General features: G+C 71.5%; 14 protein-coding genes. 11 read left to right on the top strand and 3 right to left on the bottom strand.

Features of this window, described 5'->3' with window-relative positions:
• Positions 1-156: 156 nt before the first annotated feature.
• The 3 genes from ACQ5SP_RS13385 (at position 157) to ACQ5SP_RS13375 (ending at position 4,660) form a co-directional block, all read left to right on the top strand.
• Positions 157-1,539 carry an aspartate aminotransferase family protein gene (locus tag ACQ5SP_RS13385; protein ID WP_430938893.1) on the top strand — a complete coding sequence of 461 codons (1,383 nt, stop codon included), beginning with the start codon at positions 157-159 and terminating at the stop codon, positions 1,537-1,539.
• A gap of 128 nt (positions 1,540-1,667) precedes the next feature.
• On the top strand, positions 1,668-3,995 hold the full coding sequence (locus ACQ5SP_RS13380; protein ID WP_430938892.1) for a glycosyltransferase family 2 protein: 2,328 nt from the start codon (positions 1,668-1,670) through the stop codon (positions 3,993-3,995).
• Between the two features lie 44 nt (positions 3,996-4,039).
• Positions 4,040-4,660, top strand: coding sequence for a hypothetical protein (locus ACQ5SP_RS13375; RefSeq protein WP_430938891.1), 621 nt, complete (start codon positions 4,040-4,042; stop codon positions 4,658-4,660).
• A gap of 37 nt (positions 4,661-4,697) precedes the next feature.
• On the opposite strand, the gene ACQ5SP_RS13370 is transcribed toward ACQ5SP_RS13375, so the two are convergent.
• Positions 4,698-6,320, bottom strand: a complete 1,623-nt coding sequence (locus ACQ5SP_RS13370) for a glycosyltransferase family 2 protein (protein ID WP_430938890.1) — start codon at positions 6,318-6,320, stop codon at positions 4,698-4,700.
• Between the two features lie 122 nt (positions 6,321-6,442).
• Between ACQ5SP_RS13370 and ACQ5SP_RS13365 the strand changes: the two genes are divergently transcribed.
• Positions 6,443-8,251: an FkbM family methyltransferase gene (locus tag ACQ5SP_RS13365; RefSeq protein ID WP_430938889.1), complete on the top strand. Its 1,809-nt coding sequence runs from the start codon at positions 6,443-6,445 to the stop codon at positions 8,249-8,251.
• A 189-nt stretch (positions 8,252-8,440) separates the two neighbouring features.
• On the opposite strand, the gene ACQ5SP_RS13360 is transcribed toward ACQ5SP_RS13365, so the two are convergent.
• Positions 8,441-8,899 (bottom strand): GNAT family N-acetyltransferase, encoded by a 459-nt coding sequence (locus ACQ5SP_RS13360; RefSeq protein ID WP_430938888.1) that lies wholly within the window; start codon positions 8,897-8,899, stop codon positions 8,441-8,443.
• A 366-nt stretch (positions 8,900-9,265) separates the two neighbouring features.
• Here ACQ5SP_RS13360 and ACQ5SP_RS13355 point away from each other — a divergent pair, with 366 nt between their 5' ends.
• The 6 genes from ACQ5SP_RS13355 (at position 9,266) to ACQ5SP_RS13330 (ending at position 21,622) form a co-directional block, all read left to right on the top strand.
• A complete protein-coding gene (locus tag ACQ5SP_RS13355; RefSeq protein ID WP_430938887.1) occupies positions 9,266-13,657 on the top strand; it encodes an Ig-like domain-containing protein in 4,392 nt (1,463 codons plus the stop codon).
• Between the two features lie 56 nt (positions 13,658-13,713).
• Positions 13,714-14,490, top strand: coding sequence for a SapC family protein (locus ACQ5SP_RS13350; protein ID WP_430938886.1), 777 nt, complete (start codon positions 13,714-13,716; stop codon positions 14,488-14,490).
• Positions 14,487-15,800, top strand: coding sequence for a TolC family protein (locus tag ACQ5SP_RS13345; RefSeq protein ID WP_430938885.1), 1,314 nt, complete (start codon positions 14,487-14,489; stop codon positions 15,798-15,800). Before ACQ5SP_RS13350 ends, ACQ5SP_RS13345 begins: the two co-directional genes overlap by 4 nt.
• Positions 15,797-17,980, top strand: a complete 2,184-nt coding sequence (locus ACQ5SP_RS13340; protein WP_430938884.1) for a type I secretion system permease/ATPase — start codon at positions 15,797-15,799, stop codon at positions 17,978-17,980. The genes ACQ5SP_RS13345 and ACQ5SP_RS13340 overlap by 4 nt, the downstream gene beginning before the upstream one ends.
• Positions 17,973-19,283 carry an HlyD family type I secretion periplasmic adaptor subunit gene (locus tag ACQ5SP_RS13335; RefSeq protein WP_430938883.1) on the top strand — a complete coding sequence of 437 codons (1,311 nt, stop codon included), beginning with the start codon at positions 17,973-17,975 and terminating at the stop codon, positions 19,281-19,283. Before ACQ5SP_RS13340 ends, ACQ5SP_RS13335 begins: the two co-directional genes overlap by 8 nt.
• Positions 19,284-19,399: 116 nt before the next feature.
• A complete protein-coding gene (locus ACQ5SP_RS13330; protein ID WP_430938882.1) occupies positions 19,400-21,622 on the top strand; it encodes an ATP-binding protein in 2,223 nt (740 codons plus the stop codon).
• Between the two features lie 7 nt (positions 21,623-21,629).
• On the opposite strand, the gene ACQ5SP_RS13325 is transcribed toward ACQ5SP_RS13330, so the two are convergent.
• On the bottom strand, positions 21,630-22,508 hold the full coding sequence (locus tag ACQ5SP_RS13325) for a LysR family transcriptional regulator (RefSeq protein ID WP_430938881.1): 879 nt from the start codon (positions 22,506-22,508) through the stop codon (positions 21,630-21,632).
• A 104-nt stretch (positions 22,509-22,612) separates the two neighbouring features.
• On the opposite strand from ACQ5SP_RS13325, the gene ACQ5SP_RS13320 reads away from it, so the two are divergent.
• Positions 22,613-24,169 carry a proton-conducting transporter membrane subunit gene (locus tag ACQ5SP_RS13320; RefSeq protein ID WP_430938880.1) on the top strand — a complete coding sequence of 519 codons (1,557 nt, stop codon included), beginning with the start codon at positions 22,613-22,615 and terminating at the stop codon, positions 24,167-24,169.
• Positions 24,170-24,182: the final 13 nt, after the last annotated feature.

Raw genomic sequence — 24,182 nt, 5'->3', positions numbered from 1 at the left:
TTCACCTTGGGCCGGAACGGGATGGCGGTGTCCAGCCCGCATCGCTGGCCTTACGGGTGCACGGACACTGGCCCTATCTGCACGCCGCCAGTTTCGGCACTCTCGCCCGGTAATTCAGCACGGAATGAACCATTCCTGCGTCGCTTGGAGGCCGCCATGACCGAACACTTCACCGCCAACGATCTCACCTCCGTCGTCGAGGCCGACCGCGCGCATATCTGGCATCACCTGATGCAGCACAAGGGATTCGAGACCAAGGATCCCCGCATCATCGTCGAAGGCCGGGGCATGCGGGTCTGGGACCAGACCGGCAAGGAGCATATCGACGGCGTCTCGGGCGGCGTCTGGACCGTCAATGTCGGCTACGGCCGCGAGCGGATCGCCAACGCCGTGCGCGACCAGCTGATCCAGATGAACTACTTCGCCAATTCCATGGGGTCGGTCCCGGGGGCGCGGTTCGCCGACATTCTGATCGACAAGATGCCGGGCATGAGCCGGGTCTATTACACGAACTCCGGCTCCGAGGCGAACGAGAAGGCCTTCAAGATGGTTCGCCAGATCGCGCACAAGCGCTACGGCGGGCGCAAGCACAAGATCCTCTACCGCGAACGCGACTACCACGGCTCGACGCTGGCGGCGATGTCGGCCGGCGGCCAGCAGGAGCGCAACGCCCAGTACGGCCCCTTCGCGCCCGGCTTCGTCGAGGTGCCGCACTGCCTCGAATACCGCGCCCAGTGGGAGACCGAGAATTACGGCGAGCGCGCCGCCGATGCCATCGAGGAGGTGATCCTGCGCGAAGGCCCCGACACGGTGGGCGCGCTCTGCCTCGAGCCGGTGACGGCGGGGGGCGGCGTCATCACCCCGCCCGAGGGCTACTGGCAGCGCGTCCAGGAGATCTGCCGCAAATACGACGTGCTGCTCCATATCGACGAGGTGGTCTGCGGCGTCGGCCGGACCGGCACCTGGTTCGGCTACCAGCATTACGGCATCGAGCCGGATTTCGTGACCATGGCCAAGGGCGTGGCCTCGGGCTATGCCGCCATCGCCTGCATGGTGACGACCGAAAAGGTCTTCGACATGTTCAAGGCCGACCCGGACGATCCGATGGATTATTTCCGCGACATCTCCACCTTCGGGGGCTGCACGGCCGGACCTGCCGCCGCGATCGAGAACATGGCCATCATCGAGGAGGAGGGCCTGCTCGAGAACACCCAGGCGATGGGCGCGCGGCTGATGGACAACCTCGAGGCGCTCAAGGACAAGCACGCGGTGGTGGGCGACGTGCGGGGCAAGGGGCTCTTTGCCGGGGCCGAGCTGGTCGCCGACCGCACCACCAAGGAGCCCGCGCCCGAGAAGATGGTCCAGGCCGTCGTCGCGGACTGCATGGCGCAGGGCGTGATCATCGGGGCCACCAACCGGTCGGTGCCGGGCTTCAACAACACGCTCTGCCTGTCGCCGGCGCTGATCGCGACGGCCGACGACATCGACCGCCTGACCGACGCGATCGACGGGGCGCTGACCCGCGTCTTCGCGGCATAGACGGGCCGGCGCGCGATCTCGGGGCGGCGCCGGGGGACGGGGCGCCGGCCCGGATGCGGCGTGGCCTCTTGGACGGTTAACGTCTGACGGGTAAGCTGCCCCGCAGTGTGTGACCCGAAGACGCGTATATGTCCGAACCCCGTACCCCCGAGAGCCCGCGCCGGAACCGCCCCGCCGCCCGGCCCGCGATCCTGCACCGCCGCCTGGCGCCGGTCACGCTGGGCGGGGTGACCTGCCTCGATGCGGTGCTGTCCGGCGAGACCCTGCGCGTCTTCGGTGCGGCCGGGCTTGGCCGGGACGACCTGCGCCCGGCCGCCGACAGCCCCTGGGCGCTGGTGGGCACGCGGGCGATCCGGGGCGATGGCGGGTGCGTGCTGGCGTTCCGGCCGACCGCGGCCGCCGGGCGCCGGATCACGCTGCTGACCGCGGCGGGGGGCGCGCTCACCCTGCATCCCGTGCCGGCCGAGCCGGGCCTCCTGGCCGGGACGGACTGCCTATTCGCGATCCTGAACGGCGAGGATCCCCAACAGGTCGCCGACTGGCTCGCCTATCACGCGGCCCGGCACGGGGCGGAGGCGGCGTTGTTGCTGAACCGGCTCGGGCCCGCGGGGCAGATGGCGGATCTGCCGGATCGCCTTGCGGCGGCGGCATGGTCCGGCGGGGCGCCGGCACAGATCGTGGTGGTGGACATACCCGTGGCCGTCGGCCGGCGCGACCTGCCGGCGGCGGGCCATCCCTATTGCGCGCCCGACGCGCCCGGCCGGGCGCGCGGGGGGCGGCCCGCGCCCGACCCGTGGCGCGCGCCCCTGGCCGACGGGGTGTTGCTGGAGCTTGCCCGGCACCGCTTCCTGTCCGGGGCCGGCGCGGTCTGCTACCTGGACCCGTCGGACTATGTCGCGCCCGTCGCGGGGGGCGTGTTCGCCGCCGCCCGGCGCGCCGCCTCGGGCGTCGTGCGGCTGGCCGGCCAGCGCCTTTATCCCTGGGCCGTCAAGGGCAACCGCCCGGCGGGGCCCGGCGACCATGTCTGCCGTCCCTTCGACATCGGGACCGGCTTTGCGCGCTGGTGCTGCGCGCCGGACCGGATCGCCGCCGACAGCCTGTGGCGCCCGCACCGCATCCTGGGCGCGGCGCCCACGGCGGAGCCGCGGCCGCGGCTCTACAGGTTCATGGCGCTCCGCCATCCGGGTGTCCCGACGGGCCGGATCGTGCCGCGTGCCAGCCTGGTCGAGGATGCCGCCGCCGTCGACTTCGCGCGCGATGTTCTCGGGGCCGCGCCGATGCGGCCGCCGCGCCCGGAGACCCGCGCGCTCGCGGCGCTGCCTGCGGATCGGCCGCCGCGGGTCACCATCGTGACGGCGATGAAGAACGAGGGCCCCTTCATCCTCGAGTGGCTCGCCTATCACCGCATGATCGGGGTCACCGACGTGCTGGTCTATTCCAACGACTGCACCGACGGCACCGACAGGTTCCTCGATCTGCTGGAGCGCAAGGGGCTGGTGACCCACCGCGTCAACCCCTTCGACGCCGGGCAGGGGCAGAAGCCCCAGCACGCGGCCTTCGCGGCGGCCGAGACCGAGCCGGTGGTCCGGGCGGCGGACTGGCTGATGACCCTGGACGTCGACGAGTTCATCAACATCCATGCCGGCGCGGGTCACTTGGCGGATCTCTTCGCCGCGATCGGCGATGCGACGCTGGTCTCGCTGACCTGGCGGCTGTTCGGCAACGCGGATATCGCGCGCTTCCGCGAGGGCTTCCTGACGCGGCAATTCACCCGCTGTGCCGCGCCGCTCACCCGCAAGCCCCACCAGGCCTGGGGGTTCAAGACGCTCTACCGGAACGCGGGGTTGTTCCGGAAACTGGGGGTGCATCGTCCCAAGGGGCTGAACCCGGAGATGCTGGATCATGTCCGCTGGGTGAACGGCTCCGGGCGCCCGATGCCGCGCAGCGCCTACCGCCATGCCTGGCGTTCGACCCTGCACACCTACGGCTACGAGCTGGCCACGCTGAACCACTACGCCGTGCGCTCGGCCGAGTCGTTCCTCGTGAAGCGCGACCGGGGCCGCGTGAACCACACCGCCCGCGACCAGGGGCTGGCCTACTGGTTCCGCATGAACCACAACACCGTCGAGGATCGGTCGATCCAGCGGATGCTGCCCGCGCTCGACCGCGCCGTGGCCGGGTTGCTCTCCGATCCCGAGATCGCCGCGATGCAGGCCGAGGTGGTGGCCCGCCACCGCGCGCGCATCGCCGCGCTGCTGGCCCGGCCCGACTTCGCCGCGCTTCACGCCGCCCTGACGGGCCGGCGCATGCGGCGGCTCTCGCGGATGCTGCCGCATTTCGGGGCGAACGTCTTCCTGCGCGGCCCGGACAGCGTGCCCGACGCCCTGATCGACGAAGACCCGCCCGCCGATTTCTTCTTCACCGTCGACCCGCCCGAAGACGGGCAGGTGCATTGAGCGCGCGGCGCGCGCCGTCGCCGCACGATCCACGGAGGTGCCCCATGCCCGGACCGACCGAACGCCCGGCCCTGACCTTCCCCGAAGAGGTGGCGGGGTGGGTGCGCAGCCATTACATGGCCGCGTCTGTCATCCTCGAATACGGGTCTGGCGGATCGACGGTGCTTGCCTCGGAATTGCCGGGCCGGACGATCTTTAGCGTGGAAAGCGATGCCCGCTGGGCCGACGGCGTGGAAGCCTATATCGCGGCTTCGGAACGGACCCGCTCGTCAGTGGCCCTGCACCGCGTCGACCTGGGCGCCACCGGCCGGTGGGGGCGCCCCAAGAGGCCCGCGCGCTGGAAGGACTACTGGCGCTATCCGGTCTCGGTCTGGGAACGCGAGGATTTCCGACAGCCCGATCTCGTGCTGGTGGACGGGTTGTTCCGCATGGCTTGCACCCTGATGACGCTGGTGATGACGCAAAGGCCGGTAGTGCTTCTCTTCGACGATTTCATGAACCCCCGTGACGAGCTGAGAACCGTTCGGCCGCGGCACGCGGGTGTTCTCGATTTTCTGGAGCCGGTGGCAACCCGGGGGTGCATGGCGAAGTTCACCATTGAGCCCATGGGCCTGCCGCGGCAGCAACTCGGCCGCTTCCTCGCGACGTTCTTCAAGAGCTATTGATGCGCCCCGGCGCGTCCTGGTGGCGGAAATGTCCCGCTCAGCCAACGCTGCCGGGCGGCTGCGCCACGGTGATGATGTATTGCTGCCCGCGCCGGCCGAAGGCGTCGCGGTTGCCGCGGGCCTTCAGCACGTCGAAGACCGCCTCCCGGACATGGAGCCGGCCCTCGCGCTTCCAGAAGAGATCGTCACCGGCCACGATGCCCCCGGGGCGGACCTTGCGGAACGCCAGCTCGAGATCGGCCTTCACGAAGTCGTAGCGGTGGTTGCCGTCGATATAGACCCAGTCGAAGTGATGGTCCGGGTAGCCGGCCAGGACATCGGTCGAGAAGCCGCGCCGGATCGTGCAGTCGGCTCTGGCGCCGTAGAGCCGCTGCACCTGGGCGTGCATCGCGCGCATGGCCTCCGCGTCGGCCTGGCGGGCGTGGGTCAGCGTGTCGTCCGGCGTGGCGGCCAGCAGGTCCCAGGGATCGATCATCACCAGTTCACGAGGGCGGGTGAAATGCAGGATCTCGGCCGAGAAACGGCCTTCCCAGACGCCGATCTCGGCGCAGCGCCCGCCCTTGGGCATGACCTCGTCCAGCATCTTCTGGCGCAGCGCGAGGCGTTTCGGCGCGCGGGTGCGCCGGGCCGTGTCGGCGCGGATTTCGTCGAGACCGGGGGCCGCGGGTGTCGCCGGTGCAGGCGCCGGCGCGGTGTCTTCGGCGCCGGTCAGGGCGGCGCGCAACACCCGGTAGTCAGGATCGGCCAGCAACGCGGCCAGGTGGTCCCGGTGGATGTCCCGGGCGGCAGCCTCCAGCGCCGCGGTCAGCGGATCGGCCCGCAGCGCCGAAAGCTCGGCGCGCAGCGCCGGCGCGTGGCGCTGAATCGAGATGTCCCGGACGCCCCCGCGGCACCAGCGCCGCCAGTAGGCCAGCCCGAGCGTGTCGCCCACGTGGTTCGCGTTCCCACGCTCTCGTTTGAGGAGGAACGCATCCACGGTGCGGACCGCGTAGTGATTGACCTGGGCAGTGGCGTAGCCCGGGAAGGCACGTGATCGCCGCGGATCGGCGGACGGATTTGCGGCGCGCTCCGCGCATCCCCACCGGATGTCATGCCTGGCGTCCGGTGCGTAGATCGGGGCATGCACGCCGAGCCGCTCGATGCCTTGTGCCGGCCGGAACAGGGTCTTGACGAACCGGGCCCGATCCCCGGCCCCGAGGCGCTTGGGCTCGGCATCGGTCAGCAGTTCTGTCAGAAGGCCCGCGGGCAGGTCGGCAAGACCGTTATTCGAGAAGAGCCGCCAGGTCACGGGAATCGCGTCTGCGTCGGGATAGTGCGCGATCAGGTCAGTGACCCGGCCCGCGCCGGTGCGGATGTTCAGGAACTCGTCGGCGTCACAGACGAAGACCCAGTCGGCCCGCGCGTAGAGATCATGCGCCAGGGCATATTTGAGCGCCGATTTCTGCGGCCCGCGCCGCAGCACCCTGTTGCGCACATGGGTGACAAGCCCCCGCTGCGCCAGCCGGTCGAGCAGCAGGTCTGTGCCGTCGGTGCAGTCGTTCGTGTAGACCAGGACGTCGGTGAAACCGATCACCCGGTAATGGGCGAGCCATTCCAGCAGATAGGGCGCCTCGTTCTTCATGGTCGCGATGACCAGCAGGGATGGATCGCGGGCGCTCATGCCGCCGCCCCGTGCCGCGGGTCGGACGGCCCGGCCCGGTCGGCGGCGCGGGGCCGGGTGCCGGCTGCAAGGCGGGCCGCGTTCAGCAAGATGAAAGGCGGTGGCGTGCATGCTGGAAACAAATGGATTTTCCCGCGGTGGGCGTTACTATGGGCGCATGGCCGGTGCGTGGTATCGCGTGTGAGTGGGTCTGCATGGTGGATCTGAGTTACGACGAGGTTATCGAGGTTCAGGGCGTCCGGATCCCGATCATCCCCGGGATCGTGACCGGGCGCATCGAACAGTCCCTGCGCAAGGGGCGCTACGAGGCCGGCGAGGCGCGGGCGCTGCGCGCCGCGATCCGCCCGGGCGACCGGGTCCTGGAACTCGGCGGCGGGATCGGGCTCTTGTCGACGGTGGCGGCGACGGTGAACGGGGTCGGGGCCGTGATGACCGTCGAGGCCGACCCCGCCCTGATCCCGCTCATCGCCGAGACCCACCGTCTGAACGGCGTCGCCGGGGTCGCGATCCGCGCCGCCGCCGTCACGCGCGGCGGCGATGCGCGCGTCGGGTTTTTCCGGCACGAGAATTTCTGGGCCTCCTCCACCGCAAGCGAGCCGCGCGGCGCGCACGAGGTGCTCGACGTGCCGGCCGTCGATTTCGATACGCTGCTGGCAGAGTTCCGGCCGAGCGTCCTGGCCTGCGATATCGAGGGCGCCGAGCGCGCGCTGCTGGCCGGCGCCGATCTTGCCGGAATACGCGAGATCGTGCTCGAACTGCACCCGCGCGTCTATGGCGCCGCGGGCGTCGAGGCGATCCACGATGGGCTCGAGGCGGCGGGCTTCCTCGCCCTGCCGCGCAACCGCGAGACCAGCGTCCGCCATTTCGTCCGGGCCGCGCCGGATCGTCGGATCGCGCCGCTGCATCCCGAAACCAGCACCATGCCGGTCCGCAGTTACCGGAGCTGGCCGATCCCCGAGCCCCGGGTGATGATCGCGACCTGCATGAAGGACGAAGGCCCCTACATCCTCGAATGGCTCGCCTGGCACAGGGCCATCGGGGTGACCGACGTGGTCGTCTTCACCAATCATTGCAGCGACGGCACGCTCGAACTTCTCGACCGGCTGCACGAGATGGGCGAGGTAATGCATCTGCCGAACCCGGCCGCGGTCGCGGGGGGCACGGGGTTCCAGGCGGCGGCGCTGGCCTTCGCCCACGGGCTGCCGGCGTTCCGCGCGGCGGATTTCTTCGTCTCGATGGACGTCGACGAGTTCATCAACATCCGGGTCGGCGCGGGACGGCTCTGCGACCTCTTCGCGGCGACGGGACGCTTCGACGTGCTGAGCCTGACGGAACTCAACCACGGCAGCAACGGCCGCGCGCGCTTTGCGCCGGGTTTCGTGCGCGACCAGTTCCCCGGTCACCAGACGCTGGCGCCGCGCCGGCGCAAGGCGCATCGGGGGGTGAAGTCGATCACCCGGCTGGGGCCGCGGGTGCAGGCGATCCGCAACCATCGCCCCGATGTCGCGACCGGCGCTGACCCGGTCCTCTGGCTGGACGGCTCCGGCGCGCGGGTGGCGCATTTTACCGAGGACGCCCGGCGCAACGGGCATGATTGCCGCGGCACCTATGATCTGGCCGTGCTCGACCATTTCGCGCTCCGCGCGCTCGACTCCTACCTGATGAAACATCATCGCGGGGACGTGGTCCGGCCGCGGCATCGCGTCTCGCGCCGGTACTGGCGGCTGCGCAACCACCACGCGGAGCGCGAGATTTCCTTCGACCGGGCCGACCCGCTCTTTCGCGCACAGTATGCGCGCTACGCCGCCGACGGCCGGCTGATGGCGCTTCACGAAGACGCCTGCAGGCGCCATGCCGCGATGATCGAGGCTTTGAAGGAGATCCCCTTCTACCGCGAGGAACGGGCCTTCCTGCTGGAGAACCACTGGTAGACCGGCGGCGCGGCAGCGTTTGGGCCGGGTTTGCGGCGCGGGGGGCAAGGGGGGCTGTGGCACGCGGGAACTCGGGCACTCGAAACCGGACGGGGACGCGGCTAGGGTGCGCGTTGGGCCGGCTGCTGTAAAGGCGGATCGTCCGCAGCCGCTGCGACCGCGCCGCGGATCGTGCCCGTACCCGGCCGCTCAGCCAAGGTCGCGCCGCATCGTGACCATGCCGCCGCGCCGCGCGAGCGCCTCGTATCCCGCGGCCAGATAGGCGTTCAGCGCCCTGGCGTTCGCGGCCTCCACCTTCAGGGTGATCGAGAGCGCGCCGAGCCCCCGCGCGGCCTCTTCGACCAGCGCGGCCATCTGCGCGCCGGCACCGCCGCGCGCGGCCGGGTCGACATAGACATAGGTCAGGTGCCGGACCTCGGGGCCGACACCCACGCGCAGCGCGAAGAACCCCAGCTCATGCCCGGACCCGTCCACAAGGTAGAAGGACGCGTCATCGGCCTCGTTCAGCCATTTCTCCTGCCATTCGAGCGGGTCGAAGGGATGCTTGGCGTTCGGGTTGACCAGTGCCAGCTCTGCCCGGTCGCTCAGAAGCCGGGCCAGCGGGGCAAGGTCGAAGGGTGCGTTTCGCCGGATCGAAAGCGCGGTCACTGTCGGGTCTCCCTTGGCTCGGGCGCGGGGCTCTCAGATTCGGGGCGCCAATGCAAACCGGTTGCCGTCAAGGGGAGGGGCAGGCTCACCGGCCGTTTACGCTCCGGGGGCCGGACCGGCCTGGCTTCGGCGAACGGCGCGACGGGGTGGCAACGGGCGCGGCGTTTCGGGCCGGGGCCGCGGGGCTAGCCGGTTGTCCGGGCGAAACCTCTTTCTTTACGCGGACATCGCCCGGCCTGCCGGGCGGCCCGGGTAAGGAATTCCGCCGCTTCCGCCGACGCGGCTTGACCGATGCGGCGGGTTGGACAATGATCACGCCACCCGCGGGGCGGTGTTAATGAGTAACGAGTACAGGGATTGACCGACATGACGGATGACGTGCGCGCGACGGTGCGGAAGATGGTTCTGGCCCGGGCGACCGATGGCTACACCGTTCTACCGGGGGTTTTCTTTGCAGACGACGCGGACCTGGCGCGGGCCGAGGGCGTGCGTCCGGTCACCGTGCCGCGTGATTCGTCGGCGCGCCGGCGATTCGTCCGCGACTGGGTGCGAAAGAATCAGCGCGCCGTCGCGGCCGGGCTGTCCGGCATGACCCTGCTGCTGCCGATGGCCGCGGCCGCGCAGGCCACGCAGGAGCTGGTCGCGCTGTCCGACGTCGAGGGGGTCGAGAGCTTCCGCGTGCTGGCGGACGGGCAGGTCGAGGTCACGCTGTCCGGCGGGCGGACGACCACCTTGCCCGCCGGGGCCGTGACGACCGGTGCCGGCGGCGAGGTGATGGTGGCCGCCGCGACGGGCGAGGCCATCGCCGCGGCCGCGGCGTCGGCATCGGCGGGGCTCGGGCTCGGGCTCGGCCAGATCGCGGCCGGCGGCCTGGCGCTCGGCGCGGCGGCGGCCGTCGCGTCGGACTCCGACTCGGACGGCGGCGGCGGGGCGGCGGAGCCCGAAACTGCCTATGTCATCGACGGCTACCTGGCCGGGGCGCGCGTGTTCCACGATGCCGACGACAGCGGCACCTGGGACGAGGGCGAGCCCTACGACTTCACCGAAGATGACGGGTCCTTCGACCCGTCCATCTTCGGCGCCGACATGGTGCTGACCTCGACGGGCGGCATCGACATTTCCACCGGCGCGCCCTTCACCGGCACGCTGACCGCCCCGGCGGGCTCGACCGTTGTGACGCCCCTGACGACACTGGTGCAGTCGCTGGTGGAGGCGACCGCAGACGACGACGAACCGCTGGATGCCGCCGCGGCCGAAGAGGTCATCAAGACCAAGCTCGGGCTGGACGCAGATGCGGACCTGACGACGCTCGACCCGGTGGAGGCGGCCGAGGCGGGCGATACCGCGCCGATGAAGAAGGCTGCCCAGGTGGCGAACGTGCTCGCCCTGGCCGAGCAGAACGGCGGGGACAGCGCCGCCGTGGCGCGGGAGCTCGCGCAGGCTTTGAACGATCCGGAGGGGGCGGAAAACCCGCTGCAGGACAGCGAAAGCATCAAGGCGGCCCTGGAAGCCGGCGGGGTGAGTGCGGAGACCAGCCAGGACATCGCCGACGATGCCAAGACGGCCAATGATACCGTCGATGAAGCGGAGGACCTTGCCGCGATCGAAGACGAGCAGGCGAAAGTCGCCGGAGAGACCACCGCGCTCCGCCCGACCCTCGACCCGGTCGACACCGAAATCGACGCTGCCGAGGCCGCCGCGGGCGTGACCTTCACCGGCACGGGCCGGGCCGGGACCGATATCACCGTCGCGTTCGGTGGTGAAACCGCCAGCGCGACCGTGGACGCCGAAGGCGATTGGTCCGTGACCTTCGCCGCCGAAGATCTTCCGGCGGATGGGGTGCATGAGGTTGCCGTCACCGCCACCACCGAAGTCGAGACCGCCGACGGCACGACAGTGGTCACCAGCGCCCCCCGCACGGCCGATGTCACCCTCGACGCCACCGTGCCCGATGCGCCGGTGATCGACACCGTCGCGGGCGACGACGTGATCGACGCGACCGAGGCCGGATCGCTCACCATTTCCGGCACGGCCGAGGCGGGCGCGACCGTCACGGTCAGCGGGGACGGCATCGCCGACCTCACGGCGACCGCCGGGGCCGACGGCGCCTGGTCGGTGACGGCGGATCTCTCGGGGGCCAGCGACGGGGCGCTCACGCTTTCGGCGACGGCGACCGACGCGGTCGGCAACAGCTCCGCGCCCGCGACCCGCGCGGTGACGGTGAACATCGCCCCGCCCGCCGCGCCGGTGATCGACACCGTCGCGGGCGACGACGTGATCGACCCGACCGAGGCCGGTTCGGTCACCATTTCCGGCACGGCCGAGGCGGGGGCGACGGTTACGCTCAGCTCGACGCTCTTTGCCGGGGACATCACGGTGACCGCGGACGAAACGGGCGCCTGGACCACCGAGGCGCTCGATCTCTCGGGCGCCGCGGTCGAGACATACACGATCTCGGCCGTGGCCAATGACGGTCTGCAGGACTCCGCCGCCGCCACGACCGAGGTGGAGGTGACCGACCAGACCGGACCGGCCATCACCCTCGAGGGTGGCGAGCAGGACGGCGATGTCGTCGTCTTCGACGCGCAGGAATTCGACGAGGGCGGCAATCTCGTCGAAAGGGAGAACACCGTCGACGGGGCGGTGTCGAACGTCGACGCGGGCACCGAGGTGAGCGTGACCATCGGCGAAGAGACCTATACCGGCCAGACCGGCGCGAACGGCGTCTTCAGCATCGCCATCCCGCCCGAGGACATCGAGGCGCTCGACGGCAGCGCCGCCGCCGTGCCCGTCACCATCGCGGCCGGGGGCGCGAGCCTGACGCTCAACCTGCTGGTCAATTCCGAGATCGACGGCCAGACGATCTTTGCCCATGGCGGGCGGGTGATCCGGCCGGAGGTGGATGCGGAAAGCGGCACCGAGAACTTCGAGGCCTCGATCGGGGAGACGGGCACGCTCTCGAACGGGCAGTTCGTCGTCGTGCTCGACATGGAGCATACCGCCGAGGAGTCCGACCGGCTGTCCGACTTCCACTACAAGGCGCTGCTCTACGGTGCCGACGGCCAGCTGGCGGAAAGTTTCGCCTTCGACGGCGGCCCCGATGAAACCGATCTCGCGGCGCTGTCCTCTTACGTGACCGTCACCGCCGACGGGCTTGGCGTCGTGCAGTCGAACGCGAGCCTGTCGGGCGAGACCATCCGGCAATCGGCCGATCCCGCGGTGACCCTCTATCATATCCCGGCGGCGCAGCTGGCCGGTGCGCTGGGGTCCGACGGGACCAATATCGATACCTCCGGGATTGCCGCGCAGACCATCGCCCTGGACGATCTCGGGATCGATTCGGACCTGGCCGACAATGTCGTCCTGGTCGCCGAGGAAGCGGCGTTCCCCGCGGACGGGCCGGCGGCGGTGATCCTGGTGCAGGAAGACGTCTCGACCGAGGAATTCACGCCGCAGGCCGGTTACCTGGCGTCGGTCGCGGCGAACGGCACCGTCACGGCGCGCGAATTCGGGGTCGAGCTGGACGAGTATGACGAGCTGGTCATCGATGCGCTGCGTGTCGACCCGGCCACCGGTGACCCGATAACGGTCCTGCTCTCCGATCCCGGTGATCGGGCCGAAGACGAGTACTTCACCGGCTTCGCCTATGACCTCGCGACCGGCACCTTCACCGACGCGGTGGGGATGCTGGAGGACAGCAACGACAGCTTCGTGGCCGACGGCCAAGACGCGATCGTCGATGGCGGCGGGCTGTCCGATTTCAGCGACGACACGCTTTCCGACGATGACAGCTTCTTCCTTGGCAACCTGAACGGGGACGAGGGCGAGTTGAAGATCACCCGCGAGGGCGACACCGTGACCGTCGCCGTGGATCGCGAGGCTGCGCTGGACTTCTTCGCGGGCGAGCCGGACCTGATCGAAGAAGGGTTCGATTTCGACATCTTCTTCGGCGGCAATGTCGAGTATGATGCGGCCGTCACGCCCAGCTACGGAACGCATGTGCAGGCCCCGGAAGCAGTCGAAACGGGGGCAATGAACGATAGACTGGATTACGCCTCTTTCTGGGTCGATATCGACTATGCCGGCATCCAGAACGACAGCGCCGAGACGGTGGAACTCGTGAGTTTCGGCGTCACCCCGGAAACGGGCAATGGCAGCTATGGCATCGGCTTCGGGGTGCCGACCGATGACGGCGATTTCGATTTCGAGGGCTTCGCCCACCTGCAGGGCATTGATGGCGCCGGCACGCAGACCGTCGTCCTCGAAAGCTCCCAGGGCTTCGGCGGGCTCGAGACGATTTACGGCTTCGAAACCGGCGCTGGCGAGAATGCCGACGCGATCCTGGTCGATGTCGATGACTACAGCATCGACGGTGTAGGCGGCGACGCCATCCAGAAGGTCGCGACGGGCCAAACCCTCGCGGTCAGCGACGACACCGGGCTGGTGATCTTCGAGGGCGCGATGGAAGATTTCGAGGACGCGGATGTCGTGCAGCTCATCAACGACAGCCTTACCGGCATGGGCGAGGGCGACGTGCTCTTCGTGCTTTCGGGCGATGCGAGCGGGTCGTCGCTGGCCAAGGTCGGCTTCGGCGCGGATGGCGACGTGGCGGTTCGCGACAGCGGCACGCCGGACGATGAAAGCGACGACTATGCCGACATCGACTACATCGCCGATTTCGTGGGCCTCACGGGCGATGCGCTTTCGGGCTTCACCGCCGACAATTTCGAGCTGCTGCGCAACCAGGCCGAGGTCTGATCCAGCACAGGCCCCGCGCGGTGCGACGCGCGGGGCCGCGGCCCGGTATGACACGCATGAATGACAGCACCGTGCCTCTCTCGCCGGAGGGTCATGCCGGCCGCGCCTGGCGGCGCCCGGCCGATTATGCCTTTGCCGCCGACTGGGGCGAGGTGCCGGTGGCCCTGGCCGAGATCGCGGCGGTGGCGGTGCGGATGCCCTTCGCCTTTGCCCGCGGCGCGGACGGGACGGGGCCGGCGGTGCCGCTGCGCTTCGCCCCGGACGGCCCGTCGGTGCTGATCGACGGGGCGGGGCGCTGGCGCGCCTCCTACACGCCGCATCTGCTGCGCGCCTATCCCTTCCGCCCCGCCGCCGACGCGGCCGGGACGGCGGTGCATGTCGACCCGGCCGCGCTGCTGCCGGCCGGCCAGCGCGGCACGCTGCCGCTTTTCGCGGCCGATGGCACGTTGCACAAGACGGCGGCCGACCGGGTGGCGCGGCTTGGCGCCTGGGCGCGCTCGCGCGCGGCGGCGCGGTCGGCCACGGCGGTGCTGGACGCCGCTGGCCTGCTCGTGCCCTGGACGGGCGTGCGCCCGGATCTGATGGTCCCCGACGCGGATGCCCTGGCGCGGCTTTCGGGCGCGGCGCTGGCCGAGGCTCACCGATCCGGGGCCTTGCAGCTGGCGCATCTCCAGCAGGTGTCGCTCGAAACGCTGCGCCGCTTTCCGACCGAACCGGCCGACGCCCCGGTGCGCGGGGCGGGCGCGCCCGCCCCGGCCGGTCGGCCCGACCCGGAGGCCGCGCGGGCGGATGCGTTCCTGGCCGCGGTGCGCGCGGCGGCGGCCAGCGAATGACCCGGTCCCGGCTCTTTCTGCTCGTGGCGCTGCCGGTCTGCCTGGCGGCCTGCCTGCCCGCGGGGCCGCCGCCGCCGGGGGGCGATGGGTCGCCCGCCGCGGCGCCGGCGACACCGTCGCCGGCCGTGCCCGAACCGCGCCTGGTGGGCACGCCGCTGGCCCGCGCGCTCGCCGCGGCGCTGGCCGACACCCCGGTCCGCGACGCCGCGGCGGCGGGCGAGGCGGCGGCCGAGGCCGCGCTGAGCCGGGCCGGCGCGGCCTTCCGGCCGAGCTTCAACATCGGGCTGGAGGCCAGCGCCAACACTGCGGGCGCGGACGGGGTCGTGCCGACCGCGCGCGCCACGCAGCGGCTCTATGACGGGGGCGTCGCGCGGGCCGGGCAACGCGCAGCGGCGGCGCGGCGCGACGCCGCGCGGGCGGATAGCGGCGACAGCCTGGCGGCGCGGGCCTTCGACGGCGTCACGGCCTGGGAATCGCTGGCGGTCGCGCGCCAGGCGCTCCGGGTGATCGTCGACGCGCAAGATCGCCACGCGGGCGTCGCCGCGCAGGTCGAACAGCGGCTCGCGGCCGGGGCCGGGCGCCAGGCCGAGGCGTTGCGCGTTGCGTCGCGCGGGGCGGATCTTGCCGCGCGCCGGGCCGCGGCGGAGGGCCGGATCGCGGCGGCCGAGGCCCGCCTGGCCGAGATTTTCGGGCACGTGCCGGCCGCGGTCGGCCCCCTGCCGCCGGCGCCGCCCCCGGCGGGGGGGCGTCCCGGCGCGCATCCCGCGCTGGCCGCACTACGGGCCGAGACGGAGGCCGCCGAGGCCGACCTCGCCCGGGCGGAGGCCGGGGCGCGGCCGACGGTGTTCCTGGATATCACCGGGCAGGCCCCGCTCGACGACGACCCGGCGCTCGGCGCGGGGCTGCGGCTGGATTACCCGGTCGGGACGGCCGGCCGCCAGAAAGCCGCCGTCGCCGAGGCTCGCGCGCGGCGCGATGCGGCCGTGGCCCGCCGCGCGCTGGAGACGGAGCGCCTCTCGAGCGCCTACCGCCAGGCAGCGGCGCGGGCGGCCGCGCTGACCCGCGAGGTCGCCGCCGCACGCGCCGCCGAAGAGGCCGCCGCCGCGGCGCTGGCGGATGCGCGGGCACAGTTGCGCGCGGGCCGGGCCGACATCGTGGACCTGCTGGATCTCGGCCGGGATCTCGACCTGGCACGCGCGGCGCGGCTCGAGGTGGAAAGCCGCCAGCGCCTGACGGGCTACGAGATGCTGCGGCTGACGGGCGGGTTGATGCCCGCGCTCGGGCTCTGCGCCGCCGGATGCGGCGGATGACCGGCGCCGGGACCGCGCCCGCCGACGCGCCGGCCACCGCCGGGACCGCGCCCGCCGACGACGGGTCGACCGCGATGGACAGGCGCGCCCGGATCGCAGCCTGTCTCGTGCATGCCTCGGCCGGTTTGGGCCTGCCGGTCTCGCGCGCGCTGATCGAGGAGGCCGACCGCCCGGACGAGGACGACGACGGGCTGCGCGCGGCGATCCGCGCGGCCGAGGCCGCGGGTTTCCAGGTCGGCTTCGGCCCGCTCTCGCCCGGGGAACTCGATGCCGCGCTCCTGCCGGCGATCCTGCTGACCGGCGACGGCGCCGTCGTGGTCGAGGGGCTGCGCCGCGGGGGATTCGACGTCTTCGACCCGCGGCTCGGCGAAGGCACCGGGCGAATGACGGCGGCGACGCTCGGCAAGGTGGCCACGGGCGAGGCGCTGATCCTGCGCCCGGCCGCTGGCGCCGAGGCGCCCGGCGCCGGCGAGGGGCACTGGTTCTGGTCGGCCATCGCCGCAAATCGCTGGAGCTACCTGCAGGTGATCCTGGCCGCGGCGGTGGCCAACGTGCTGGCGCTGACCACCTCTATCTTCATCATGGTGGTCTATGACCGCGTGCTCCCGAACCAGGCGACCGAAAGCCTGGTCGCGCTGACCGTCGGGGTGGGCATCGCGCTGGTCTTCGATTTCGCGATCAAGACGCTCCGGGCCGGGTTCATCGACCGCGCCGGCCAGCGCGCCGACCTGGTGATCGGCCGGCAGGTCTTCGCGCGGCTGCTGTCGCTGCGGATGGCGGTGCGCAAGGGCTCCACCGGGGCGATGGCGGCGGCGCTGCGCGAGTTCGACATGCTGCGCGATTTCATGGCCTCGGCAACGCTGGTGGCGGTCGTGGATCTGCCCTTTGTCTTCCTTTTCGTGTTCGTCATCTCGCTGATCGGCGGGCCGCTGGCGGTGATCCCGCTGATCGCGCTGCCGGTGGTGCTGGTCGTCGCGCTCCTGACCCAGCCGGTGCTGAGCCGCCTGGCCGAGCGAAGCTTCGCGGACGGCCAGTCGAAACAGGCCGTGCTGGTCGAAACCCTGTCGGGGCTCGAGACCATCAAGACCGCCCGGGCCGAGGCGCACATGGCCGCGCGCTGGGACCGGGCGCTGGCCGCGCAGGCGGGCCATGGCGTGCGGACCCGGGCGGTCAGCCAGTTCGCGCTCAACGCCACCGCCTTCACCCAGCAGGCGGCGCAGGTGCTGATCGTCTTCTACGGGGTGTTCCTGATCATCGAGAACCGGATTTCGATGGGCGCGCTCATCGCCAGCGTGATCCTGACCGGGCGGGCGCTGGCGCCCCTGGGGCAGGTGGCGCAGACGCTGGTGCGCGCCAGCCAGGCGCGCACGGCCTACCGGGCCATCGACGCGCTGATGCGCGCCGAGAGCGAGCGTCCGCCGGGCCGGCGCTTTCTCTCGCGGCCGCGGGTCGCGGGGCGGCTCAGCTTCAACGACGTCAGCTTTGCCTATCCGGACGCTCGCGAGGAGGCGCTGAAAGCCGTGTCGCTCGAGATCGCGGCGGGCGAGAAGGTCGCGGTGATCGGGCCGATCGGGTCCGGCAAGAGCACCGTCGCGCGCCTGGCGCTTGGGCTTTACGAGCCGACGCGCGGCGCGGTGCGGATCGACGGGACCGATATCCGCCAGGTCGATCCGGGCGACCTGCGCCGCAACATCGGCTCGGTCCTGCAGGATGTCTGGCTGTTCTCGGGCACGCTGCTCGAGAACATCGCCATCGGGGCCGCGCGCCCGCGCGACGAGGAGGTGCTGGAGGTGGCCCGGCTCGCCGGCGTGGACGATTTCGCCGCGCGCCATCCCGATGGCTATGCCCTGCGCCTGCGCGAGCGGGGCGAGGGGCTGTCGGGCGGGCAGCGCCAGTCGATCGCGCTGGCCCGCGCGCTGCTCGGGGCGCCGCCGGTGCTGGTGCTGGACGAACCCACCTCGGCGATGGACGTCGCCACCGAGAAGGCCGTGATCGCCCGGCTCAAGGCACATGCCGCGGACCGCACGCTGATCGTGGTGACGCACCGGATGAGCCTGCTCGACCTCGTCGATCGGGTGATCGTGCTGCAGGACGGCCGCGTCGTGGCCGACGGCCCGAAGGCAGAGATCATCGGTGCGGGCCCGGGGCAGGGGCAGGGGCAGGGGGCGGCCGATGCCTAGGGGCGCGCGGCCGGCCCGCGACCTGGCCCGCGAGATCCGGGGCGGCAACCCGGTGCGGGCTTCGCTGCTGCTGTTGCTGATCCTGGCCTTTCTCGCCATCGCCGGGGTCTGGGCGGCGCGAACGGAGCTCGATGTCGTCACCCGCGGCGACGGGCGCGTGGTGCCGTCGGGCGACGTGCAGATCGTGCAGGCCTCCGAGGCGGGCGTGCTGGCCGCGCTCCATGTGCGTGAAGGCGATCTCGTGGCGGCCGGCGACCCGCTTCTGACGCTGGACGACACCCAGATCGAGAGCCAACTCGGCGAGACGCGCCGCCGCGCGCTGTCGCTGGAGCTGCGTATCGCCCGGCTGCGGGCCGAGATCGAGTCGCGGCCCTTCGCCCCGGACGCCGCGACCTATGACGAGCTCGGAAATCTCGTGGCCTCGGAGATCGCGCTCTACGCCGCCCGCCGCGCGGCGCTGGCCGACGAGATCGCGGTGTTGCGCCGCCAGGGGCGCCAACGCGAGGAAGAGATCGCCGCCGCCGCTGCCCGGGCGGAGGCGGCGGCGGAAGCCATCCGCCTGATCGACGAGGAAATCGCGCTGATCGCGCCATTGGTCGAGGACGGCGTCGAGCCGGCGACGACGCTGCTGGGACTGCGCGGCCGCCGGGCCGAGGCCGCCGGCCGCGAGAGCGCCGCGCGGGCGGAGCTGGCCGCGACCCGGGCCGCGGCCGCCGAGATCGAGGATCGTGTCCTGTCGGCGCGCTCGGCGGCGCGGGCCGACGCGCTGGAGGATCTCGCCCGTGCCGAGGCCGAACTGGCCGAGGTCCTGACGCGGCTTCCCGCGCTTGAAAACCGGCTGACCCGCGCCGTGCTGACTGCGCCGGTGCGGGGCGTGGTCAACCGCCTCAACCTCAACACCATCGGCGGGTTGGCACGGGCGGGCGATCCGCTGCTCGAGATCGTGCCCATCGGCGACGATCTGCTGATCGAGGCCTATCTGAAACCGGCCGATATCGCCTTCCTGCGGCCGGGGCAGGCGGCGCGGGTCTCGATCACGGCCTATGATCCGTCGCGCTACGGGGCGCTGGACGGCGAGATCCTGCGGATCGGCGCCGATGCCGTGACCCGTCCGGACCGGGACGAACGCGCCTTCGTGGTCGAAATCGCGACGGCGGGTGTTCTGCGCGACGCTGACGGCCAGCCGGTCGAGATCCTGCCGGGCATGGTGGCCGGCGTCGACATCCTGGCGGGAAGGCGCACGGTGCTGGCCTATCTGATGGCGCCCGTGGTGCGCACCCGCGACCGGGCGCTCCGGGAATAGCGGCGCGGGCCACGGGCACGCGGCGGGAAGACATCCCCCAAATAGGGTAGAGCGTTGATTGGCGGCCCGATCTTTGGAAGGGTGGGCGCATCGGAAGCTGTCCCGGAGAGAACGCCGTGTCGGAGGATGCAACGAGGGCCGGCGCCAAAGCGGGGGCGCATCGCTGGGCGGACCCGCCGCAGCCGGAGGTCGGCTTTCGGCCGTTCCGCTCTCTGCACTGGGTGCCGGTGATCTACGCGGTGTTCGGGGTCGCCTGGATTCTCGGCTCCGATCACCTGCTGCACCTTGTTTCGGGGACGCTGCCCTGGACCGAGGCGCAGTTGCAGACCGTCAAGGGCATCCTCTTCGTGGTCGTCACCGCCCTGGCGCTGGCGCTCCTGCTCGAGATTTTCGCGCGCTACCTGTCGGCGTCGGCCAGCCATGCGCTGGAGGCCCGAAAGAGCCTCTCGGATTTCGCGGCCGCAGCCACGGACTGGCTTTGGGAAATGGATGGCGAGCTTCGGATCACGGCGATCTCCGGGCGGTTCAGCGAGATCACCGGCGATCCGCCGGACGCGATGATCGGCATGTCTCGCGCCGAACTGGTGCAGCTGGCGGGGGCGGGATTCGAGGATATCGGCGCCATGGATGCGCAGGCGCCGTTTCGCGAGCTGCTCTATCCTTACGACAACACGCGGGGCGAGCGTTTCTGGTTCCGCGTCAGCGGCCAGCCGGTTCTCGGCCCGGATGGCGAATTCCGGGGCTATCGCGGTGTCGGCAGCGACGTGACCGAACGGGTCCGCCTGCGCGCCGCGCGCGACAGGCTGGCGGCGATCATCGAGGAAACCCCGGACGTCGTCTGTACCTCCGCACCCGACGGGCGGATCCAGTTCCTGAACCGGAGCGGCCGCGAGATGCTCGGGCTGGCCGCCGATGCCGCGGTCCGCGGCGTCACGCTGTCGGATGTCGTTCTCGGACCGGACCGCGCCCTCTTCCTCGACGAGATCCTGCCCGAGGCCATCCGCCGTGGCCGCTGGAGCGGGCAGGTCCGCTGCGCGAACATGGCCGGCGTGGTGCGCACGGTGTCGCTCGTGGCCTTTCCGCATCGCGCCCGCGACGGCGCGGTGGAGTTCGTGTCGATCGTGGCGCGGGACGTCACCCGCGAGCTCGAGGTGCAGGACCAGTTGCAATCGGCCCAGCGCATGGAGGCCCTCGGCCAGCTGACCGGCGGGATCGCGCATGATTTCAACAACCTGCTGATGATCGTCGCCGGCAATGCCGAGTTGCTCGTCGATCGACTCGAGGACAATCCCAAGGCCCGGAGCCAGGCCGAGGAGATCCTGGCGACGGCCGACCGCGGCGCCAACCTGACCCACCGGCTGCTGGCGTTCTCGCGCCGCCAGTCGCTGATGCCCGAGCGCGTGGACCCCGTCGCGCTGACGGGATCGATGGACCGGCTGCTGCACCAGGCGCTTGGCGAGCAGATCACGCTTGCGATGCATAGCGCGCCGGATGTCAGCAGCGTCTGGGTGGATCCCTCGGAACTGGAAACCTGTCTTGTCAATCTCGCCGTCAACGCGCGGGACGCGATGCCCGGCGGTGGCCGGATGGAGATCGACATCCGCAACGTGACGCTGCCGCCGCGGGACGCCGAGGCTGGCCAGGACATGCCCGAGGGTCCCTGTGTCGCCATCAGCGTGTCCGATACCGGCAGCGGCATCGCGCCCGAGCATCTCGAGCAGGTCTTCGAACCCTTCTTCACCACCAAGGGGCCGGCCGGCGGCAGCGGGCTGGGGCTGTCGATGGTCTACGGCTTCTCGCGGCAATCCGGGGGCACCGTCACCGTCGAGAGCACGCCGGGGCAAGGGACGACCTTCCGGATCTACCTTCCGGTCGCCGGAGAGCCCGCCGCGGAGACGCCGCCGAACGGGGCGCGCGCGGCCGAAACACCGGGGGCGTCCGGCGTGATCGAGGGCGGGTCCGAGCGCGTGCTCGTGGTGGAGGATGAGCCCGAGGTGCGCGCCAATCTCGTGCGCCAGCTCGAACGGCTCGGCTACGACGTGACCGAGGCGCCGGACGGGGACACGGCGCTCGCCCTGCTGGCGGAACCCGGGCGGTTCGACCTGCTGCTCACCGATCTCGTCATGCCGGGGCGCATCGGGGGCGACGCGCTGGCGCGGGCGGCCATGACGCGCGATCCGGGGCTTCGCACGCTGATCACCACGGGCTACGCGGGCAAGGGACCCTCGTCCGGGAACGGGGATCGCGCCGCCGCGGCGACCAGGGTGTTGCGCAAGCCCTATCGCCGGGCCGAGCTGGCGCGCGCCATCCGCGAGGTGCTGGCAGCGCCACTGTCGTGACCGGCCGTCAGCCGGCGCCGGCCTCGAGGAGATCGCGCAGGATCGGGTTCGGAAAGCGCCGCGCCACCGTCACCGCGTAGAACGCCTCGGCGATGCCGAGCGCATGGTCGGCCTCCACGAGCAGGCCGCTGGCCAGCTCGTCCTTGACCACGATCGGCGGAACCAGCGCCAGCCCGACATTCTCGCGCGCGAGCAGGCGCATCATGGCCATGTCGTCGACCTCGGCCACGATCTGGGGACGCAGGCCCAGCCGGTCGGTCAGCGCGTCGAACCCGATCCGCACGCTGCTGTTCACGGTGGGCAGGATCACCGGCTGACGGGTCAGGAGATCGGCCAGGCCGGCGCCGTCGGCGATCCGCTCGGGCGGACCGACGAGGCTGACCGGCTGCTCGGTGAGACGGTGCGCCACGAAGGGCGTCAGCGAGTCCCGCGCGGGCGGCTGGTTGATCAGAACCACGTCGAGGTTCAGCGTCTCGAGCCCCTGGAGAAGCTCCGCGGTGCTGCCTGACCGCAGCACGACCTCCACATCCGGGCGCCCCAGCACGGGGCGCAGGAACCCGATCAGGAAGTTCCGCGACAGCGTCGCCAGCGCGCCGACGCGCAGCGCCGCGCGCGTCCGGCCCGCCTGCTGCAGCGTGCCCAGAAGTTCCGCGCCGGCGGCGAAGATGGCGTCGGCGTGGTCGAGCGCGATCCGCCCGGCCTCCGTCAGGTGCAGCTGCCGCCCGCGCCGTTCGAAGAGGGCGTGGCCGAGCCGGTCCTCGAGCTTGCGGATCTGCACCGACAGCGCCGATTGCGACAGGTTCAGCCGCTCGGCGGTGCGGGTCAGGTTCCCGTCATGGGCCACGGCCCAGAAGTAATAGAGGTGGTTGTAGTTCAACGCTGCCATATCGTTCTGTATAATGAAACGTTTATACCTAAACAATGAATTTTATATTCGGAGATCGCGTTGCTATCCCGGCGGGACCCTGTCGAGCCACGGAGAGAGACGCGATGTCCGCCCATGCCTATCTGCCCTATCTCGCGCCGTTCCTGCTGATCCTGCCGGCGCTGTACGCCATTCGCCATCCGGGCAAGCGCCCCGGCCGTCTGCCGCGCGCCGCCGAGGCGGCCGCGGCCGGCGCGGTCGTCGTGGCCATGCTGGCCGCGGTCGCGCTGGTCGTCGCCGGGCCGGGGACGGCCACGCTGATCCCGGGCCTGCTGGCGGTCCGGCTCGACGCGGTCAGCGCGGTGATGCTGCTGCTGGTGGCCTTCATCGGCTGGATCGTGCTGCGTTTCTCGGTCACCTATCTCGACGGCGAGAGCGGGCAGGGCGCCTTTACCGGCTGGATGTCGGCCACGCTTGCGGCGGTGCTTCTGCTGGTGACGGCGGGCAGCCTCGGCCAGCTGGTGCTGGCCTGGATCGTGACCGGGCTGACCCTTCAGAAGCTCCTGCTGTTCTATCCCGGGCGTCCCGCCGCCCGGCGCGCCGCCCGCAAGAAGGCGGTCACCGCGCGGATGGGCGACGTGGCGCTGATCGGCGCGGCGGCGCTGCTGGCCTGGGGCTTCGGCACCGGCGACATCGCGGCCATCAACGCCGCCGCCCGCGCGGGCGCGGCCGGCCCGGCCGTGGGCGGTGCGGCCGCCCTGCTGGCCGTCGCCGCACTGCTCAAATCGGCGCAGTTCCCGCTGCATGGCTGGCTGACCGAGGTGATGGAGGCCCCGACGCCCGTCTCGGCGCTGCTCCATGCCGGGGTGGTCAATGCCGGGGGCGTGCTGCTGATCCGCTTTGCCGACGTGATGCTGGCCGCGCCCGGCATCCTGGCGGCGCTGGCGATGATCGGCGGCTTCACCGCGCTCTTCGGCGGGCTGGTCATGCTGACCCAGCCCGCGGTCAAGACCTCGCTCGCCTGGTCCACCATCGCCCAGATGGGGTTCATGATCCTGCAATGCGGGCTGGCGCTCTTCCCGCTGGCGCTGCTGCATATCGTGGCGCATTCGCTCTACAAGGCGCATGCCTTCCTCGCCGCGGGCGGCGCGATCAAGGGCATCGCCGCGATCCGGCGGCCGGGGCCGGTCGCGGTGCCCGACGGGCGCGCGGTGGGCCGCGCCTTCCTCGCGGCGCTGGCGATCTATGCCGCCGTGGCCGTCGGCTTCGGCGCGGCCGACAAGGCGCCGCAGGCGCTGGCGCTCGGCGCGATCCTGATCTTCGGCGTCGCCTACCTGATCGCGCAGGGGCTGGCCGATGCCGCGCCGCGGGCGCTGACGCGCCACACGGCGGTCTTCGCGCTGGCGGCGTCGGTCAGCTACTTCGCGCTGCAGCGCGCGGCCGAATGGCTGACCCAGGGCGTGCTGCCGGCGCCGCCGGTACCCGGCGCGCTTGAATGGGCGCTGATCGTGCTGGCGATGGTCAGCTTCGGCGCGGTGGCGGTGGCGCAGGCGCTGCTGCCGCTCTGGGCCGGACATCCGGCCGCGCAGGGGCTGCGCGTCCACCTCGCCAACGGGCTTTACGCGAACGCGGTGTTCGACCGGCTGCTTGGCGGCTGGGCGCGCCGGACCTCTTCCTCCTGATCGAAAGGGACAT

It is taken from the genome of Rhodovulum sp. YNF3179, from assembly GCF_050586465.1.
GTDB lineage: Bacteria > Pseudomonadota > Alphaproteobacteria > Rhodobacterales > Rhodobacteraceae > CAJXYS01.
Note: the sequence above shows the minus strand (reverse complement) of the source record. Positions and strands in the feature narration are given on the sequence as shown.

Bases quoted from the DNA above. Each gene is read 5' to 3' on its own strand.
- ACQ5SP_RS13325 (WP_430938881.1), bottom strand. From the start codon at position 22,508: ATGGCAGCGTTGAACTACAACCACCTCTATTACTTCTGGGCCGTGGCC.
- ACQ5SP_RS13350 (WP_430938886.1), top strand. From the start codon at position 13,714: ATGAATGACAGCACCGTGCCTCTCTCGCCGGAGGGTCATGCCGGCCGC.
- ACQ5SP_RS13340 (WP_430938884.1), top strand. From the start codon at position 15,797: ATGACCGGCGCCGGGACCGCGCCCGCCGACGCGCCGGCCACCGCCGGG.
- ACQ5SP_RS13355 (WP_430938887.1), top strand. From the start codon at position 9,266: ATGACGGATGACGTGCGCGCGACGGTGCGGAAGATGGTTCTGGCCCGG.
- ACQ5SP_RS13345 (WP_430938885.1), top strand. From the start codon at position 14,487: ATGACCCGGTCCCGGCTCTTTCTGCTCGTGGCGCTGCCGGTCTGCCTG.
- ACQ5SP_RS13385 (WP_430938893.1), top strand. From the start codon at position 157: ATGACCGAACACTTCACCGCCAACGATCTCACCTCCGTCGTCGAGGCC.
- ACQ5SP_RS13365 (WP_430938889.1), top strand. From the start codon at position 6,443: ATGGATTTTCCCGCGGTGGGCGTTACTATGGGCGCATGGCCGGTGCGT.
- ACQ5SP_RS13375 (WP_430938891.1), top strand. From the start codon at position 4,040: ATGCCCGGACCGACCGAACGCCCGGCCCTGACCTTCCCCGAAGAGGTG.
- ACQ5SP_RS13320 (WP_430938880.1), top strand. From the start codon at position 22,613: ATGTCCGCCCATGCCTATCTGCCCTATCTCGCGCCGTTCCTGCTGATC.
- ACQ5SP_RS13370 (WP_430938890.1), bottom strand. From the start codon at position 6,320: ATGAGCGCCCGCGATCCATCCCTGCTGGTCATCGCGACCATGAAGAAC.
- ACQ5SP_RS13335 (WP_430938883.1), top strand. From the start codon at position 17,973: ATGCCTAGGGGCGCGCGGCCGGCCCGCGACCTGGCCCGCGAGATCCGG.
- ACQ5SP_RS13380 (WP_430938892.1), top strand. From the start codon at position 1,668: ATGTCCGAACCCCGTACCCCCGAGAGCCCGCGCCGGAACCGCCCCGCC.